This window comes from Acinetobacter sp. FY683 (assembly GCF_059515885.1).
In genome coordinates, this window is record NZ_JCAKNA010000002.1 from 126989 (window position 1) to 143310 (window position 16322).

General features: G+C 37.5%; 17 protein-coding genes and 1 tRNA gene. 11 read left to right on the forward strand and 7 right to left on the reverse strand.

Features of this window, described 5'->3' with window-relative positions:
* Nucleotides 1–12: 12 nt before the first annotated feature.
* The 3 genes from AC5YDH_RS01625 (at nt 13) to AC5YDH_RS01635 (ending at nt 3164) form a co-directional block, all read left to right on the forward strand.
* Nucleotides 13–88 (forward strand) — tRNA-Arg (locus AC5YDH_RS01625).
* A gap of 399 nt (nt 89–487) precedes the next feature.
* On the forward strand, nt 488–1723 hold the full coding sequence (locus tag AC5YDH_RS01630) for an OmpP1/FadL family transporter (RefSeq protein WP_496116527.1): 1236 nt from the start codon (nt 488–490) through the stop codon (nt 1721–1723).
* Between the two features lie 319 nt (nt 1724–2042).
* Nucleotides 2043–3164: an OmpP1/FadL family transporter gene (locus tag AC5YDH_RS01635; RefSeq protein ID WP_496116529.1), complete on the forward strand. Its 1122-nt coding sequence runs from the start codon at nt 2043–2045 to the stop codon at nt 3162–3164.
* Nucleotides 3165–3220: 56 nt separating this feature from the next.
* Here AC5YDH_RS01635 and thrH read toward each other — a convergent pair whose 3' ends face one another.
* On the reverse strand, nt 3221–3838 hold the full coding sequence (thrH, locus tag AC5YDH_RS01640) for a bifunctional phosphoserine phosphatase/homoserine phosphotransferase ThrH (protein WP_496116530.1): 618 nt from the start codon (nt 3836–3838) through the stop codon (nt 3221–3223).
* A gap of 196 nt (nt 3839–4034) precedes the next feature.
* Here thrH and AC5YDH_RS01645 point away from each other — a divergent pair, with 196 nt between their 5' ends.
* Together AC5YDH_RS01645 and AC5YDH_RS01650 are read left to right on the forward strand one after the other, a co-directional pair.
* A complete protein-coding gene (locus AC5YDH_RS01645) occupies nt 4035–4769 on the forward strand; it encodes a phosphoadenylyl-sulfate reductase (protein ID WP_496116531.1) in 735 nt (244 codons plus the stop codon).
* A 175-nt stretch (nt 4770–4944) separates the two neighbouring features.
* Nucleotides 4945–6321, forward strand: coding sequence for a WS/DGAT/MGAT family O-acyltransferase (locus tag AC5YDH_RS01650; protein ID WP_496116533.1), 1377 nt, complete (start codon nt 4945–4947; stop codon nt 6319–6321).
* A gap of 43 nt (nt 6322–6364) precedes the next feature.
* Here the strand turns inward: AC5YDH_RS01650 and AC5YDH_RS01655 are convergent, their stop codons facing one another.
* The 6 genes from AC5YDH_RS01655 to AC5YDH_RS01680 form a co-directional block, all read right to left on the reverse strand.
* Nucleotides 6365–6529, reverse strand: a complete 165-nt coding sequence (locus AC5YDH_RS01655) for a PA1571 family protein (RefSeq protein WP_496116534.1) — start codon at nt 6527–6529, stop codon at nt 6365–6367.
* Nucleotides 6530–6670: 141 nt separating this feature from the next.
* Nucleotides 6671–8125 carry a ribonuclease G gene (gene rng / locus AC5YDH_RS01660; RefSeq protein WP_496116535.1) on the reverse strand — a complete coding sequence of 485 codons (1455 nt, stop codon included), beginning with the start codon at nt 8123–8125 and terminating at the stop codon, nt 6671–6673.
* A 39-nt stretch (nt 8126–8164) separates the two neighbouring features.
* Nucleotides 8165–8731, reverse strand: a complete 567-nt coding sequence (locus AC5YDH_RS01665; RefSeq protein WP_496116536.1) for a Maf family nucleotide pyrophosphatase — start codon at nt 8729–8731, stop codon at nt 8165–8167.
* Nucleotides 8719–9210, reverse strand: a complete 492-nt coding sequence (gene mreD, locus AC5YDH_RS01670) for a rod shape-determining protein MreD (RefSeq protein WP_496116537.1) — start codon at nt 9208–9210, stop codon at nt 8719–8721. The genes AC5YDH_RS01665 and mreD overlap by 13 nt, the downstream gene beginning before the upstream one ends.
* Nucleotides 9197–10054: a rod shape-determining protein MreC gene (gene mreC, locus AC5YDH_RS01675; protein WP_496116538.1), complete on the reverse strand. Its 858-nt coding sequence runs from the start codon at nt 10052–10054 to the stop codon at nt 9197–9199. The genes mreD and mreC overlap by 14 nt, the downstream gene beginning before the upstream one ends.
* A 15-nt stretch (nt 10055–10069) precedes the next feature.
* Nucleotides 10070–11116, reverse strand: coding sequence for a rod shape-determining protein (locus AC5YDH_RS01680; RefSeq protein ID WP_496116540.1), 1047 nt, complete (start codon nt 11114–11116; stop codon nt 10070–10072).
* A gap of 134 nt (nt 11117–11250) precedes the next feature.
* On the opposite strand from AC5YDH_RS01680, the gene gatC reads away from it, so the two are divergent.
* The 6 genes from gatC (at nt 11251) to AC5YDH_RS01710 (ending at nt 16145) form a co-directional block, all read left to right on the forward strand.
* Nucleotides 11251–11565 (forward strand): Asp-tRNA(Asn)/Glu-tRNA(Gln) amidotransferase subunit GatC, encoded by a 315-nt coding sequence (gene gatC, locus AC5YDH_RS01685; RefSeq protein ID WP_496116542.1) that lies wholly within the window; start codon nt 11251–11253, stop codon nt 11563–11565.
* A 48-nt stretch (nt 11566–11613) separates the two neighbouring features.
* Complete coding sequence (gene gatA / locus AC5YDH_RS01690; protein ID WP_496116543.1) at nt 11614–13092, forward strand: Asp-tRNA(Asn)/Glu-tRNA(Gln) amidotransferase subunit GatA; 1479 nt, start codon at nt 11614–11616, stop codon at nt 13090–13092.
* Nucleotides 13092–14567: an Asp-tRNA(Asn)/Glu-tRNA(Gln) amidotransferase subunit GatB gene (gene gatB / locus AC5YDH_RS01695; RefSeq protein ID WP_496116544.1), complete on the forward strand. Its 1476-nt coding sequence runs from the start codon at nt 13092–13094 to the stop codon at nt 14565–14567. Before gatA ends, gatB begins: the two co-directional genes overlap by 1 nt.
* A 73-nt stretch (nt 14568–14640) precedes the next feature.
* Nucleotides 14641–15012 (forward strand): hypothetical protein, encoded by a 372-nt coding sequence (locus AC5YDH_RS01700; RefSeq protein ID WP_496116545.1) that lies wholly within the window; start codon nt 14641–14643, stop codon nt 15010–15012.
* Between the two features lie 89 nt (nt 15013–15101).
* Nucleotides 15102–15749 (forward strand): FRG domain-containing protein, encoded by a 648-nt coding sequence (locus AC5YDH_RS01705; RefSeq protein WP_496116547.1) that lies wholly within the window; start codon nt 15102–15104, stop codon nt 15747–15749.
* Nucleotides 15750–15767: 18 nt separating this feature from the next.
* Nucleotides 15768–16145 (forward strand): hypothetical protein, encoded by a 378-nt coding sequence (locus AC5YDH_RS01710; protein WP_496116548.1) that lies wholly within the window; start codon nt 15768–15770, stop codon nt 16143–16145.
* The last annotated feature ends 177 nt before the right edge of the window (nt 16146–16322 follow it).

The following is a 16322-nucleotide window of genomic DNA, read 5'->3' on the forward strand; positions in this document are numbered from 1 at the left end:
ATCTTTATTATTGCGCCCTTAGCTTAACTGGATAGAGCAGTTGCCTCCTAAGCGACCGACGTGGGTTCGAGTCCCGCAGAGCGCACCATCATTAATTTATTTTAATAAATAATATTTCACATAAAAATTATCTCTTTCTTGAAACCTCGCATCAAAATGTGACATATACATCATTTAAACGCACCTTAAAAATACATTTACAACAATTTTAATATTTTTTTTCTTTTTTTGCGACCATGTAGTTCAAAAAATAAACTATTAAAATTCAATAATTAAGATACAAAATATACAAAATAAATAGAACTTAAACTCTAATATGCACACAAAACACCCAATAAAATTTTTATAGAGTATTTACTCTTATTTTAATTGTGATATTTTTGTCGCATGGAGTAACTTTTGATTACGGTTTGTAAAAGCCGTTATCTCCAATCACCACAAACTAAACAACAAAGTGATGAGTATTACATTCAAGGGATAATGAACAATGAAATTAAAAACTCTTAGCACAGCGATGATTCTTGCAACTGTACCAATGACTGGTGCTTTTGCAGCAGCAATGGATCGTACAGGTCAATCTATTTCAGCTTTTTTACAACCAGGAAACTATGTAGAAGCAGGTCTTTCAGTTTTAGATGCTAATGTATCAGGTAAAGATAAAAATGGCGTAAATACTGGTGATATGGCTTCGAGCTACCATTCAGCTTCTGCTGCTTTAAAAATTCAAGCAACAGACAACATTTCAGTAGGTTTATTATTTGATCAACCATTTGGTGCAAAAGCTGACTATGGTTTATCAAGCCCAAATTTTTCGTCTAATGGTGAAGGTACCTCTGCAGAAGTAACAACTGAAAACCTCACTTTACTCGTTGGCTATCAACCAAATGCAAATTGGAATTTCTATGCTGGACCAGTTTGGCAACAAGCAAAAGGCAATGTTCATTTACGTGGTACTGCATACTCAGCATTTAAAGGTTATGATGCTAATATGAAAAATGATGATGCATGGGGCTGGGCTGCGGGTATGGCATACCAAATTCCTGAAATCGCATTAAAGGCATCATTAACTTATCGTTCTAAAATTAAACATGACTTGGACTCAAGTGAAGGCTTTGGTTCCACTAGCGTTCAAAATCAAATGATCGGAACGCTGATCCAATTAGGTGTCCCAGCATCTAATGCTGTAGCAGCCATAGGAACAATTAGCGAGGGTACAACAAACGTCAAAACACCTCAGTCTGTCAATCTTGACTTCCAATCAGGCATTGCTCAAAATACAATAGGATTTATAAATGTCCGTTGGGTAAATTGGGATGGGTTTGCTATTCGTCCGACCTCTTTTGGTCAAGCAATAGATAAACTAGCAAATGCTACAGGAAAGGCAGACCTCAAAGGTGCTAATTTAGTCGAATATAACAAAGATCAATGGACAATTAATGCTGGTGTAGGTCGTAAATTTAGTGACAAATGGTCTGCTACTGCATCTGTAGGGTGGGACTCTGGTGCTGGTGACCCTGTAACAACTCTTGGACCAACTAAGGGCTATTGGAGTCTTGGTGTAGGTGGTCAATATAGTCCAGCTGAAAACTATTTCGTACAAGCTGGTATTAAATATTTCTGGCTAGGAAATGCTGATGCTTTAACAGCAAGTTCTGCTTATGAAGGAACATTCAAAGATAACCATGCAATTGGTTATGGTTTGAAATTCGGCTACAAATTCTAAGAAATAAAATTTTTAGTTACCAATTTTAAAAGACCATTCACTTGAATGGTCTTTTTTATTGCTTAAATTTTAATACCTATACAGCCATATTTTAATTGTTGATTTTTCAATCAAATAAACTTAATAATAAACAAATTCAATAATCATATAATTTCATCGAATAATCATAAACATAGCTTTATTTTTTAGGTCTTTTACTCTAGTTGAGCTAAATTTTGATCTCTTAAGTCAATGTCTTTTAGCAAACCGAGTATTTACTCTTTTTTTATTTATGTTACTTTTCCACCACATTTAGTTACAAACAGCATCAGGGAAGACCATGAAGCTCAACAAAATTTATATTGCACTTACATTAATAACACTCCCACCATGCACAATGGCTGCAGGTTTAGACCGTTCAGGTCAATCTATTTCTGCATTTTTACAACCAGGAAATTATGCTGAAGCGGGTCTTTCTGTATTAGACCCAACTGTAAAAGGCACTGATAACAGCCCAAATAAAAATAAAGTAAGTGACATGGGTGATGACTATGTTTTTGCTTCTGCTGCTGTAAAAGTTCAAGCAACAGATAAAATTTCTTTTGGTCTATTATACGACCAACCTTTTGGTGCAGATGCTCAATATGCTGTAGATGGCTCAATTTTCAACAATGGTACTGAAGGAACTAGTGTAAAAGTTCGTACAAATAACATTACAGCTTTAGTTGGCTACCAACCAACTGAGAACTGGAATTTCTATGCTGGTCCAGTATGGCAAACCGTAAAAGCTGATATTTCTTTACGTGGTAATGCCTATAGCAATTCTAATTACAATATCAAAGTAGACCAAAAAGAAGCCTATGGTTGGGCTGCAGGCTTTGCATATTCAAAACCAGAAATTGCATTAAAAGCAGCTGTGACTTATCGATCCGAAGTTAAACATAATGCCACTTCCCATGAAAGCTCAGCGTACACTCAAGGAATCATTCTCGTTAATGATATCCAAGCAGTAACACCTCAGTCTGTTAATATTGATTTACAAACTGGTGTTTCTCAAAATACTTTAGTTTTTACTAATTTACGTTGGGTACACTGGGATCAATTTGTTGTATCTCCAAGTCACTTAGGTAAACTTGGTCAAGACTTAATTTCCTATTCAGATGATCAATACTCTGCAACAGTTGGTGCATCACACAAATTTAACAGCAAATGGGCTGCAACTGCTGCTGTTGGATATGACTCTGGTGCAGGCAACCCTGTAACCACACTTGGCCCAACTGAAGGCTATTGGAGTGTTGGTTTAGGTGGTCAATACAGCCCTGCTGAAAATTATTTTATTCAAGCTGGTGTTAAATACTTCTGGTTAGGTGATGCAACTGCACGTACAGGTACAACAAACGTTGGTGAATTTACCAATAACCATGCTATTGGTTACGGTATGAAAATTGGTTACCGTTTCTAATTTTCAATATAAAAAAGGCGCTTAATGCGCCTTTTTTATTGCTTTATTTTTATAAATTAAGCAGGAATATCACGGTTTGATGCATTACGAATGGCTTCTTTCAATGCGGCATAACCATTTATTGGTGGAAATTGAGGAAATTCCGCTATTACATTTTCAGGTGCATCAAATAAGAAACCCGCATCTGCTTCACCAAGCATAGTCGTATCATTATAAGAATCACCTGCTGCAATTACACGGAAATTTAGACCATGTAATGCTTGAACTGCCTTACGTTTTTGATCTGGCTGGCGAAGCTTATAATTTGTAATAACGCCACTTTCATTGGTTTCTAATTTATGACAGAAAATTGTAGGCCAACCCAATTGCTTCATTAATGGATGAGCAAACTCATAAAAAGTATCGGACAAAATAATCAGCTGAAAATGTGTACGCACCCACTCTACAAATTCTTTCGCACCTTCAAAAGGTCCCATTTCTGCAATCACGTCTTGAATATCATTTATGCCTAAACCATGCTCTTTTAAAATATTCAAGCGCTGCGTCATTAACACATCATAATCTGGAATATCACGCGTTGTTGCCTCTAATTCTTTAATTCCAGTTTTCTTTGCAAAATTAATCCAAATTTCTGGAACTAAAACTCCTTCTAAATCAAGACAAACAACTTCCATGGTATTCCCCTCTTATCTGTTTAAAAATTTTCACTATCATAGCCGAATGCATGTAAATACGGTGATGATTTTTAAATCTATTTTCTTCATAAGTATTTATTTTTTAGTGATAAGTCTACAAATTCATTTCTATTAAAATACCTGCGAAATAAATTAATATAGGTTTAGATGTACCAAGCCTATAGCCAGGATACTCATGACAACTATTCCCACAATCAATATTATCGATGCGCTAGCATTAGAATATGCAGATAAATCTCCTAACGAAATTTTAGAACTTGCACTAAACCAAGAAGGTGAAATTGCAATTTCATTTTCAGGTGCTGAAGATGTTGTATTAATTGATATGGCATCTCACTTAGGGAAGCCTTTTCGTGTATTTAGCTTAGATACAGGTCGCCTACATGCAGAAACTTATCAATTTATTGATCAAGTTCGCAAACACTATAAAATTGATATTGAAATTTGTTTTCCTGAAGCAGAAGCTATTCAAAACTTAGTCACAACTAAAGGCTTTTTCAGTTTTTATCAAGATGATCACAAAGAATGTTGTGGTATTCGTAAAGTTCAACCTTTGCGTAAAAAGCTTGCAACTTTAGATGGCTGGATTACAGGTCAGCGTAAAGATCAAAGCCCAGGGACACGTACAGAAATTCCTGTTATTCAGCATGATATTGGTTTTTCAGGAGATGGAAAACAGCTTATTAAGTACAACCCTCTAGCGAATTGGACAAGTGCCGATGTTTGGAACTATATCCGTATGATGGAAATTCCATACAATCCACTACATGAACGTGGTTTTACTTCAATTGGCTGTGAACCATGTACACGTGCTGTACTACCAAATCAACATGAGCGTGAAGGTCGTTGGTGGTGGGAAGAAGCAACGCATAAAGAATGCGGTCTACATTCAGGTAATCTCAAAAAATAACAGCTAAAAAAGTATCTAAAAAACCACGTTTATCGTGGTTTTTTTAGACTTACAAATACATATTAATTCATTCTTTTTTATCAAATAACAGCTATACTTTATTTCTATTTTAAGAATACTTATAAGGCCGCTCATATAGGAGTAGCGTTAGCATTGCAGTGAGGCAACCAGCAATATGCGTCCATTACACCCAATTGATTTTATTTTTCTTTCTCTAGAAAAACGTCAACAACCTATGCATGTAGGCGGTCTTTTTTTATTTCAAATTCCAGATAATGCGCCAAGTTCTTTTATTCAAGATTTAGTTGCCGACATTCGCACATCAAAATCTATCCCAATCCCCCCATTCAACAACAAACTGAATGGATTATTTTGGGATGAAGATCAAGAATTCGATTTAGACCATCACTTTAGGCACATTGCATTACCAAAACCTGGTCGTATTCGCGAGCTACTTACCTATATTTCTCAAGAACATAGTGCTTTGCTTGATCGAGCTAAACCCTTATGGACTTGCAATATCATTGAAGGTATTGAAGGCAATCGATTTGCCATGTATTTCAAAATACATCATGCAATGGTCGATGGTATTGCGGGTATGCGCTTAGTAGAAAAATCTTTATCACACGATCCGAATGCTAAAAGCATTGTTCCACCATGGTGTGTTGAAGGACCACGTGCTAAACGCTTAAAACAACCTAAGGCAAATAAAATTAAAGGTTTACTTTCTACTGTAAAAAACCAACTAGAATCAACACCGGGAGTTCTTTACGAGCTATCTCAAACTATTACTAAAGATATTGGTCGCAATCCTGACTATGTCTCTAGCTTCCAAGCACCAAGCAGTATTTTAAATCAACGCGTAAGTTCATCTCGTCGCTTTGCTGCTCAGTCTTATGAATTCTCACGCTTAACCACTATCGCAAAAGCGCTAAATGTCACCATTAATGATGTCGTACTTGCAGTTTGCTCAGGTGCTTTAAGAGAATACTTAATTACACAAAATGCTTTACCTAAAAAACCACTTATCGCAATGGTTCCAGCATCTGTACGTGATGATAATTCTGAAGTTTCTAACCGTATTACAATGATTTTGACAAACCTAGGAACTCACAAAGAAGAACCTTTAGAACGGTTGCAAATTATTCGTCGTAGTATGTTAAATGCGAAGAAAAAATTTAAACGCATGAGCTCTAGTCAGATTCTAAGTTACAGTGCTTTTGTTTATAGTGCTGCTGGTTTAAATATTGCTTCTGGACTAATGCCAAAACGCCAAGCATTTAACCTTGTCATTTCAAATGTCCCTGGACCATCCGAACCACTATATTGGAATGGTGCTAAGTTAGATGCTTTGTATCCTGCTTCCATTGTTTTAGATGGTCAGGCACTAAATATCACCATGACGAGTTATTTAGATAAATTAGAAGTAGGTTTAACTGCATGCCGAAATGCTTTACCTAAAATGCAAAACCTACTCACACACTTAGAAGATGAAATTCAACGTTTTGAATCTATTATTCAAAATGATGAACCATTAAAAAATGTAGGGTAAGCCTTAATCACATAAATAAAAAAGGGACTATAAAGTCCCTTTTTTATTTATTAATTTTACGACATTGATTTAGTAATTGATGGCACACATTAACCACCATAGTTGAAGTAATTTGTACTTCTTTACCATCAGAATCGACTAAATACGAATGATCTTTTTTTGTCGAATCTAAAACTTTTAAGCTTTTTTTTACGATTGCTTTACTCATACTCATTTTTAACCTCGCTTGCTCAAGCTATTTCGAATAAATGAAATAGCTTTGGCTATTACATGGGGTAAGTATTGTAAATTCACAAATAAAAGTAAAATTGGATATGTAACAACTGTTTAGCGATATTCTGTTACAATTTTAACTTAAAATGATATCATATTGCTCTTGCGTATATAAATTCTCAACTTGAAATTTTATTACACGATTCACAAAATGCTCTAAATCTGCGACAGCTGTCGCTTCTGCCGTTAAAAGCCGATCAATTACAGATGGATGAGCAACAACAGTAAAGCCACTCTGAGATTCGAACGCACGAGCATATCTCATAATCTCTCGAAATATTTCGTAACAAATTGACTCTGCTGTTTTCACATATCCACGACCTTGACAGGTTGGACACGACTCACAAAGCAAATGTTCCAATGATTCACGTGTGCGCTTACGTGTCATTTCAACCAAACCAAGTTCAGAAACTTGCGTTATTTTAGTTTTTGCATGATCACGCTCAAGCATCTTCTCAAACTGAGCCAATACCTCTTCACGATGATGCGCTTCTTGCATATCAATGAAGTCAATAATAATAATACCACCTAAATTTCTTAGGCGTAGTTGACGCACAATAACTTGTGTCGCTTCCATATTGGTTTTAAATACTGTGTCTTCTAACGAACGACCACCGACATAAGACCCCGTATTAACATCAATTGTGGTCATTGCCTCAGTTTGGTCAATCATTAAATAACCACCCGACTTCAATGCGACGCGTGTTTGTAAGGCTTTTTGAATATCTTCTTCAACATTGTATAAGTCGAATATTGGTCGCTCACCCGGATAATGAAGTAAACAATCACTCATACTCGGCACAAATTCTTCAACAAACTCTTTAAGTTTGGAGAAAACTTCACGCGAATCTACATAAATTTTTGACGTATTTTCATTTGCTAAATCGCGTATAACACGCTGTGGAAGTGGTAACTCTTCAAAAATCAAAGAGGGTACGGAAAGGCTTTTCTGTTTACGTTGAATGTATTCCCAAAGCTTTGCAAGATAAGCCATATCTTGTGCAATTGCTTCTTCTTCAACGCCATCTGCTGCTGTTCGAACAATCACGGAACCGGGAAGCTTATGCGTCTCTTGAATATGTTCAATCATTGTTCTTAGTCGATCACGCTCTTCGCTTGATTCAATACGTTGCGAAACACCAATATGATTGCCATACGGCATAAGAACGAGATAACGCGAAGGAATTGATAAGTCTGTACTTAAACGCGCCCCTTTCGTCCCAAGCATGTCTTTCATTACTTGAACAGTTAATATTTGTCCCACATGCAAAAGATCAAAAACATTCGGCGCTGGCTGATTTTTAGGCCAAACCATATCGTTAATATGTAAAAAAGCAGTGCGAGATAAGCCAATATCTACAAATGCAGCTTGCATGCCCGGTAAAACACGAACAACTTTGCCTTTATAAATATTACCAACCAAACCACGCTTAGCATCACGTTCAACAAATAATTCATTGACCGTGCCATTTTGAATTAATGCAACCCGACATTCCATGGGGGTTACATTAATCAGCAACTCTTCAGACATAACTAAACTCAAAACATTATAAAATTCTTTTTCCAGCAGTTAATTTAGTACCTTAACTCTCTGTAATAACTGTGCGGTTTCATGTAATGGTAGCCCAACCACATTGGTATAACTACCAATAATATTTGGAATATAGCGAGCTGCAATCCCTTGAATTGCATAGCCACCCGCTTTACCCATTGGCTCACGCGTGTCCCAATAACATTCCATATCATTAAGACTAAGCACTTGAAACTCGACTTCTGTACATACCACTATACTCAATTTTTCTTGTTTTGTACGTACACACACGCTGGTCAGCACACGATGCTTACGACCCGAAATAAGTTCCCACATTTTAAAAGCATGCTGCTTAGATTCAGGCTTACCTAAAATATGCTGATCTACAGCGACTGTTGTATCTGCGGCAATAATAATTGTATTTGGATATTGCTGAAAAATAGCTTCTGCCTTTGCACAAGCCAATCGTTCAACATATTGCTCAACAGATTCTTCTGCTAAAACTGACTCATCAATATCTGGACTATGAATTTCAAAGTCCAGACCTAACTGTTGTAAAAGTTCACGTCTACGCGGTGAACTTGATGCCAAAATTATATTCGCCATTTTTTAAGTATGTAATAAAAAAATGGCCACACTAAAACAGTACTTAGTAACGGTTGCCAATGACGTGCAAGCGGGAAATCCATCCCCCATAACATTTGTAATAAGAATATAAATGCAATGTGAGCCGTAATAGCGAATAACGCAATGACCCAAAGGTTTGCGAATGTCAAAATTCTGCGTTCACGCGTGAAATAACGTGCAATAAATGTAATACATACAAAACTTAAAGCATTTAAACCTAAAGGTGCATCCATCAATAAGTCTGCAAACAAACCTGTTCCAAATGCAAACCAAACCCCACACCATGTTGGCTGACACATCACCCAAAACAGCATAACCATAAACATAAATGCAGGGCGCCATCCTGAAATATCATAAGACAGCGGATAAACCGTTAAAACAGAAGCAATAATGACTGAAAATATAATGGGAAATAATGGATCTGATGGCTTTTTCATGGATAGCTTAGCGATCGGCATCTGGTTGCTCCTTCGCTAAAGAATTTGAAAACAACACCACAACATGATGACCACCTGCTAATTGAGCTGCTGGTGCAATATCAATATGTGCAAACTCACCCGTATTATGTCTACTGACTTTTGCCACAGTACCTACCAAATAGCCCGCAGGGAAATGCTCTCCCAAACCAGAACTATAGACTTTTTCGCCTACTTTAATATCTGCACTTGTTGGTACATATTCCATTTTCAGCATACCTAGGTCACCAGTACCAGATACGATTGCACGCATACCGCTACGCTCTAAACGCACAGACAATGAATGTTCTTTATCTGACAACAACATAACACGGCTACTACGTGGCAAAACTGAAACAATTTGCCCCATAATCCCTTTATCATCAAGCACAGTTTGACCAACCTTGAGCTGACTATTCGAGCCACGGTTAATCACAATAATATGACGTAAAGGATCTGCATCTGTACCAATCACTTCAGAGATTTCCATACGACCATCAATAATCAATGGTGTATCTAGCAAACCTCTTAAACGCGTATTTTCAGCAGAAAGTTCAGAAAGTTTTTGTAAACGTACATTTGCCTGTAAAAGTTCAGCTTGCATCGCAGTATTTTCACGGCGCAATTGAGCCTCAGACTTACTTTGTCGACTTAGCCATTCTCGCGACAATACAGGATAACTTGCAACGGCATAAATAGGATTATATGCCGTGTACAAGACATCTCTTGCGGGTTGAACAATGTGTGGCATGCGCCAATTAAAAAACAGCACCACCAAACACGTTATGACCGCAATAATAAAAGAGCGAAAAGATGGCGGTTGTCTAGAAAACAGATTTGCTTGCACCCGCCTTTTCCTTTTTTAGCCTACAAACAACATGTCATGGTTCGGGTTATCGAATAATTCTAATACTTTACCACCACCACGTGTTACACAAGTAAGAGGCTCTTCTGCAACAACTACTGGCAAGCCAGTTTCTTGTGCAAGAAGTTTATCTAGGTTGCGAAGTAACGCACCACCGCCAGTTAATACAATACCGCGTTCTGCGATATCTGAAGACAACTCTGGAGGCGTTTGTTCAAGTGCAGATTTTACTGCTTGAATAATACTTTGTAACGGATCTGAAATTGCTTGAGAAATTTCATCTGAAGTCACCGTAATTGAACGCGGTACACCTTCTGCAAGGTTACGACCACGAACTTCAATTTCTAGTGGCTTTTCACCTTCATCTGGCAATGCCATACCCACTTCTTTTTTAATGTTTTCTGCAGTTGTTTCACCAATTACACAACCATGTGCTTTACGTACATAGTTAATAATTTGTTCATCAAATACATCACCACCAATACGAAGTGAATCTGCGTATACACAACCTTGCAAAGAAATAATTGCAATTTCAGTTGTACCGCCACCAACATCTACAACCATAGAACCACAAGCTTGCTCTACTGGCATGCCTGCACCAATAGCAGCTGCCATTGGTTCTTCAATTAATCGCACATCACGCGCACCAGCATTGTATACTGCTTCACGAATTGCGCGACGTTCAACTAAAGTTGATTTACATGGAACACATACAACCACTCGCGGCGCTGGTGGAAATAAACGTTTTTCATGTACTTTACCAATAAATTGGTTCAACATAGTTTCTGTGACTTCAAAGTCTGCAATAACACCGTCTTTCATTGGACGAATTGCAGAAATATTCGCTGGCGTACGGCCGAGCATTTGTTTTGCATCAAGACCTACAGCGGCAACGATTTTTTGAGAACCACTATGACGGATCGCCACAACTGTGGGCTCATTTAATATAATGCCTCGTCCTGGAGCATAAATAAGTGTATTAGCTGTACCTAGGTCTATGGCCAAGTCTGGTGAAAACAAGCCAATTAGTCGTTTTAGAATCACGGAGTCGTTCTCTATTAATCGTTATGTGAGCGCAAGCGACAACTTTAACTAAATGTGATGATTTGAACAAGTCAATCGCTTATTATATCGCATGATATTTTGATTTTTTTTTAATACTGATTTTAGGTGATGTTATGTCTACATCAGATGCACAGCATTCTGAAGATTTAAATGCACAAACCGTATCACAGATTGCACACCTTGCACGTCTTTCTTTAAACGATGCACAATCTACTGAATACGCTGAAAGTTTAAATAAAATTCTAGGAATGATGGACACTTTAAAGAGCATCAACACTGACGGTGTAGAGCCATTAAAGAGCCCATTTGATAATCCTCAACCATTACGTGAAGACGTAGTTTCTGAAAATAATCACCGTGAAGAATATCAAGCTGTAGCACCTGCTGTTCAGGATGGCTTGTACTTAGTTCCTCGTGTGATCGAATAATTTTCAGTCCTATCGTTTACTTAACTCATACGTAAAAGAATATTTCTTATGTCAGATTTACATCGCTTATCGATTCGTGAACTTTCAGAGGGTTTAGCACAAGCCAAATTCTCTTCACGAGAACTTACCGAACATTATTTAAAACGCATCGCAAAAATTGATGCGCAAGTTCAGTCATACGTTACTGTTACACCTGAACAAGCTTTAGCTCAAGCAGATGCAGCAGATATAGCACTTAAAGCGGGTAATGCAACTGCGCTTACGGGTGTGCCTATTGCACATAAAGATATTTTCTGTACCCAAGGCATTAAAACCACTGCTGGTTCTAAAATGCTGGACAATTTTATCTCTCCTTACGACGCAACCGTTGTAGCGAAAGGTAAAGCTGCGGGCTTAGTGACTTTGGGTAAAGTGAACATGGATGAATTTGCCATGGGCTCTACCTCAGAAAATCCACATTTTGGTTCGACCAAAAACCCGTGGAACTTAGAGCACGTTCCGGGTGGTTCTTCAGGTGGTTCTGCTGCTGTTGTCGCTGCCGATTTAGCACCATTTGCAACTGGTACAGATACAGGTGGTTCAATTCGTCAACCTGCATCTTTCTGTGGTTTAACGGGTCTTAAGCCTACATACGGTCGTGTATCTCGTTTTGGTATGATCGCTTATGCATCTTCTATGGACCAAGGTGGTCCAATGGCACGTTCTGCGGAAGACTGTGCATACCTTATGAACGTAATGGCAGGTCATGATGCGAAAGATTCAACTTCGGTTGAAAAAGACGTTGATAACTACGTTGCAAACCTAAATGGCACATCTGTAAAAGGTCTACGCATTGGTATTCCTAAGCAATACTTCAATGTTGCAGGTTTAGATGCAGACGTTAAAGCACGTGTTGAAGAGTCTCTTAAAAAGTTAGAAGAAATGGGCGCAATTCTTGTTGAGATTGATCTCAACATGACTGAAGCCTATGTTCCAACTTACTACCTGATTGCGCCTGCTGAAGCATCTTCAAACTTACAGCGCTTTGATGGCGTTCGTTATGGTTACCGCTGTGAAAACCCAGTGGACTTAATGGACTTGTACAAGCGTTCGCGTTCAGAAGGTTTTGGCGCAGAGGTTCAACGTCGTATTTTAATTGGTACATACGCACTTTCTGCGGGTTACTACGATGCGTACTATGTGAAAGCACAAAAAGTACGTCGTTTAATCCAACAAGATTTCTTAAAAGCATTTGAATCTGTAGATGTTATTGCCGCTCCTGCTGCACCTACAACTGCATATAAAATTGGTGCAAACCTTTCTCCTGTAGAAATGTACTTAGGTGACATCTACACCATCGCAGTAAACTTGGCAGGCTTACCTGCAATTAATGCGCCTGTTGGTTTTGACAAAGACAACCTACCTGTTGGCTTACAGCTTATTGGTAACTACTGGTCAGAATCTCAATTGTTGTCTGTGGTACATCAATACCAACAAGCAACTGATTGGCACACTAAACGCGCTGCAATTGCTGAGGAGAATGCATAATGTCTAAGAATGCCGCTAAACCGAAATCAAACTTGATTGATGGTTGGGAAGTTGTCATTGGTATCGAGATTCATACTCAGCTTGCGACAAATTCTAAAATTTTCTCAGGTTCTTCTACTGAATTCGGTAATGATCCAAATACACAAGCGAGCCTTGTAGATTTGGCAATGCCGGGCGTGTTGCCTGTTTTAAACAAAGAAGTGGTTGATTTAGCAATTCGCTTTGGTTTGGGTATCGATGCGTACATCGACCAAGCATCTGTATTTGCACGTAAAAACTACTTTTACCCAGACTCGCCAAAAGGCTATCAAATTAGCCAAATGGACAACCCAATTGTAGGCTTGGGTCATATCGACATTCAACTTGAAGATGGCACAGTTAAACGCATTGGCGTAACACGTGCGCACCTTGAGGAAGATGCAGGTAAGTCAATCCATGACCAATTCGAAGGCATGTCAGGTATCGATTTAAACCGTGCAGGTACACCACTTCTTGAAATCGTATCTGAACCCGATATGCGCTCGGTGGAAGAAGCCGTTGCCTACATTAAAGCAATTCACACGCTTGTGCGTTGGTTAGGTATTTCTGACGGTAACATGGCGGAAGGTTCTTTCCGTGCGGACTGTAACGTGTCTTTACGTCGTCCGGGCAATGAGTTTGGTACACGTTGTGAGCTTAAAAACCTCAACTCATTCCGTTTCATTGAACAAGCGATCAATGTTGAAATTGAACGTCAAATGGAAATCTTGGAATGGGACGGTACAATCGACCAAGAAACTCGTTTGTTCGACCCTGTGAAGATGGAAACACGTTCAATGCGCTCAAAAGAAGAAGCGAACGATTACCGCTACTTCCCTGACCCTGACTTGTTACCTGTAATCATTGCAGATGCACAAATTGAAGCGGCACGTGCTGCCCTTCCTGAACTTCCTGCTGCACGTCGTGAACGTTTTGTTGCTGACTTTGGTGTGACTGAATACGATGCGCACGTTCTTACGCTGACTCGTGAAATGTCAGAGTTTTATGAGGAAGTTGTAAAAGCTGCTGGCGGTGCTGCACAAGGTAAAGTGTCTGCAAACTGGGTGATGGGTGAATTCTCAGGTGCTTTAAATAAAGCAGGCTTAGAGTTGGCAGATTCTCCTGTAACAGCTGAAAAACTTGGCGGTATGATTGCTCGTATTGTGGATAACACGATTAACGGTAAGATTGCGAAACAAGTGTTCGGCTTTATGTGGGAAGAAGGCAAAACTGCGGACGAGATTATTGCGGAAAAAGGCTTGAAACAGGAAACTGATACAGGCGCAATTGAAGCGATTATTAAGGAAGTGCTTGCTGCCAACGAGAAGATGGTTGAAGAGTTTAAATCTGGTAAAGAGAAAGCCTTTAACGGTCTTGTTGGTCAAGTGATGAAAGCAGCGAAAGGTAAAGCCAACCCTGCGCAAGTGAATGAATTAATGAAGAAGTTGATTGGTTGATTAGTTGACTAATCAAGTTAATTTATGAGATAAAAACCTCGCTTAATGCGGGGTTTTTTAATAAGAGATAAAAATGGCTTTTTTTCACGTCTTACAAGTAGCAGATAAATCACAAATTTTTCAATCTAAGAACATTCTCTCAATTACTTTTCCACTTGATAGATTTTTAGAACATACTGATGATGATATTAAAAAGTATTATTTTGATACGGATCAAAATCAATTAAATTTTTTATTACGCTATCCATCAATAATTACTATTGAAAATTTTGATGCAGAAATTAGCCTAGCAAAAATTATTGAAATACAGAAAAATAATACAGCCAGAAGTATTACTGCAAAATATGAAATACTTTTATCTATTCCATCTCCAGCACTACCAGAAGTATTACTGCAAAATATGAAATACTTTTATCTATTCCATCTCCAGCACTACCAGAAATAATCAACAAAGAAATTCATGATTTAGGTTCTCTTTTACGAGAACATAAAGAAAATAGAGATGCAATACAAAATATTCTAAATTTCACTAACTTGGAAAAAACTAGATTTCATTGGGCAATAAAAAAAGGTGATTTATTTGAAAAATGTAAAAATTCATTTTTATCAGATTTTTCAAATTTTAGATCACACTTCCCCGACTTAGATAGTAATATTATAACAGCTATTATCAGCCCTTCAGGTATATCGCCTTCATCTTTCGGGAAAACAATCAGATTAAATAACGAACCCAAATCTTATATCGCAAAATTTATTGAAGAAGTTCTAATAATCAATAAAGAAATAGAAGCTAAAAAAGAACGTGAAGTTTTCTTTAGAGGACATAGTAATGCTCTTGAATATAAATTAGAACCATCTCTTTTACGTACTATCGATTCTGCAAAGCCATTTGAAGATAATGAACATAGCCTATTTTGGGATTTATTAACTACTGAGCCTAAATCATTTACAGGCGATGCTACCTGCTTCGATATTTTGACACGTATGCAACACTACTCCCTACCTACTAGACTTCTAGATATCTCTAGCAATCCACTTACTGCTCTATATTTCGCTTGCTCAGAAAATGAAGATAAAGATGGTCAAGTAATTTTATTCTCTATAAAAAAAGATCATATCAATTACTTTGATTCTGACAAAGCATCTTGCCTTACTAATTTGGCAAAATTAAAAAAATCGTAAAAAATCGATCTTCTTAAATTGATCCAAGAATGTGAAGCAGAAGATCCTCCAGTCAAAATATTAAAAGAGGAACATGCTGAAAAATCTACTTCTTATTCACAATTCATTCACTTCATCAAACAAGAGAAACCATATTTCCAACCAAAAATTAATATAGATGATCTAAAAAGTGTTATTTGTGTGAAAGGTCGTCTAAATCAAGATAGGATTATTGCTCAATCAGGATCATTTCTAATCTTTGGTCTAAATACAGAACCATTCGAAGATGGCAATGAGATTTTTAATATTCATAGAGTAACTATTCCAAAAGAAATGAAAAAACCTATACTAGATGAACTAGATTTACTCAAAATTAATAACAGGACAATTTATCCAAGCATGGAAAATTCTTCTTAATATATTAAAGAAAAACTTCTCAAAGCAGCAATATAATTAAAAGTCTCCTCTTTATGTTAAAAGAAGAGACTTTTCACCTATCTTAGACATAAAATTATAATCAAAAAAATAAAGATTTAAGAATTGTTAATCTTTCAAAATCCTTCTTGATACATGAGTTCTAATACCCTCATCCCC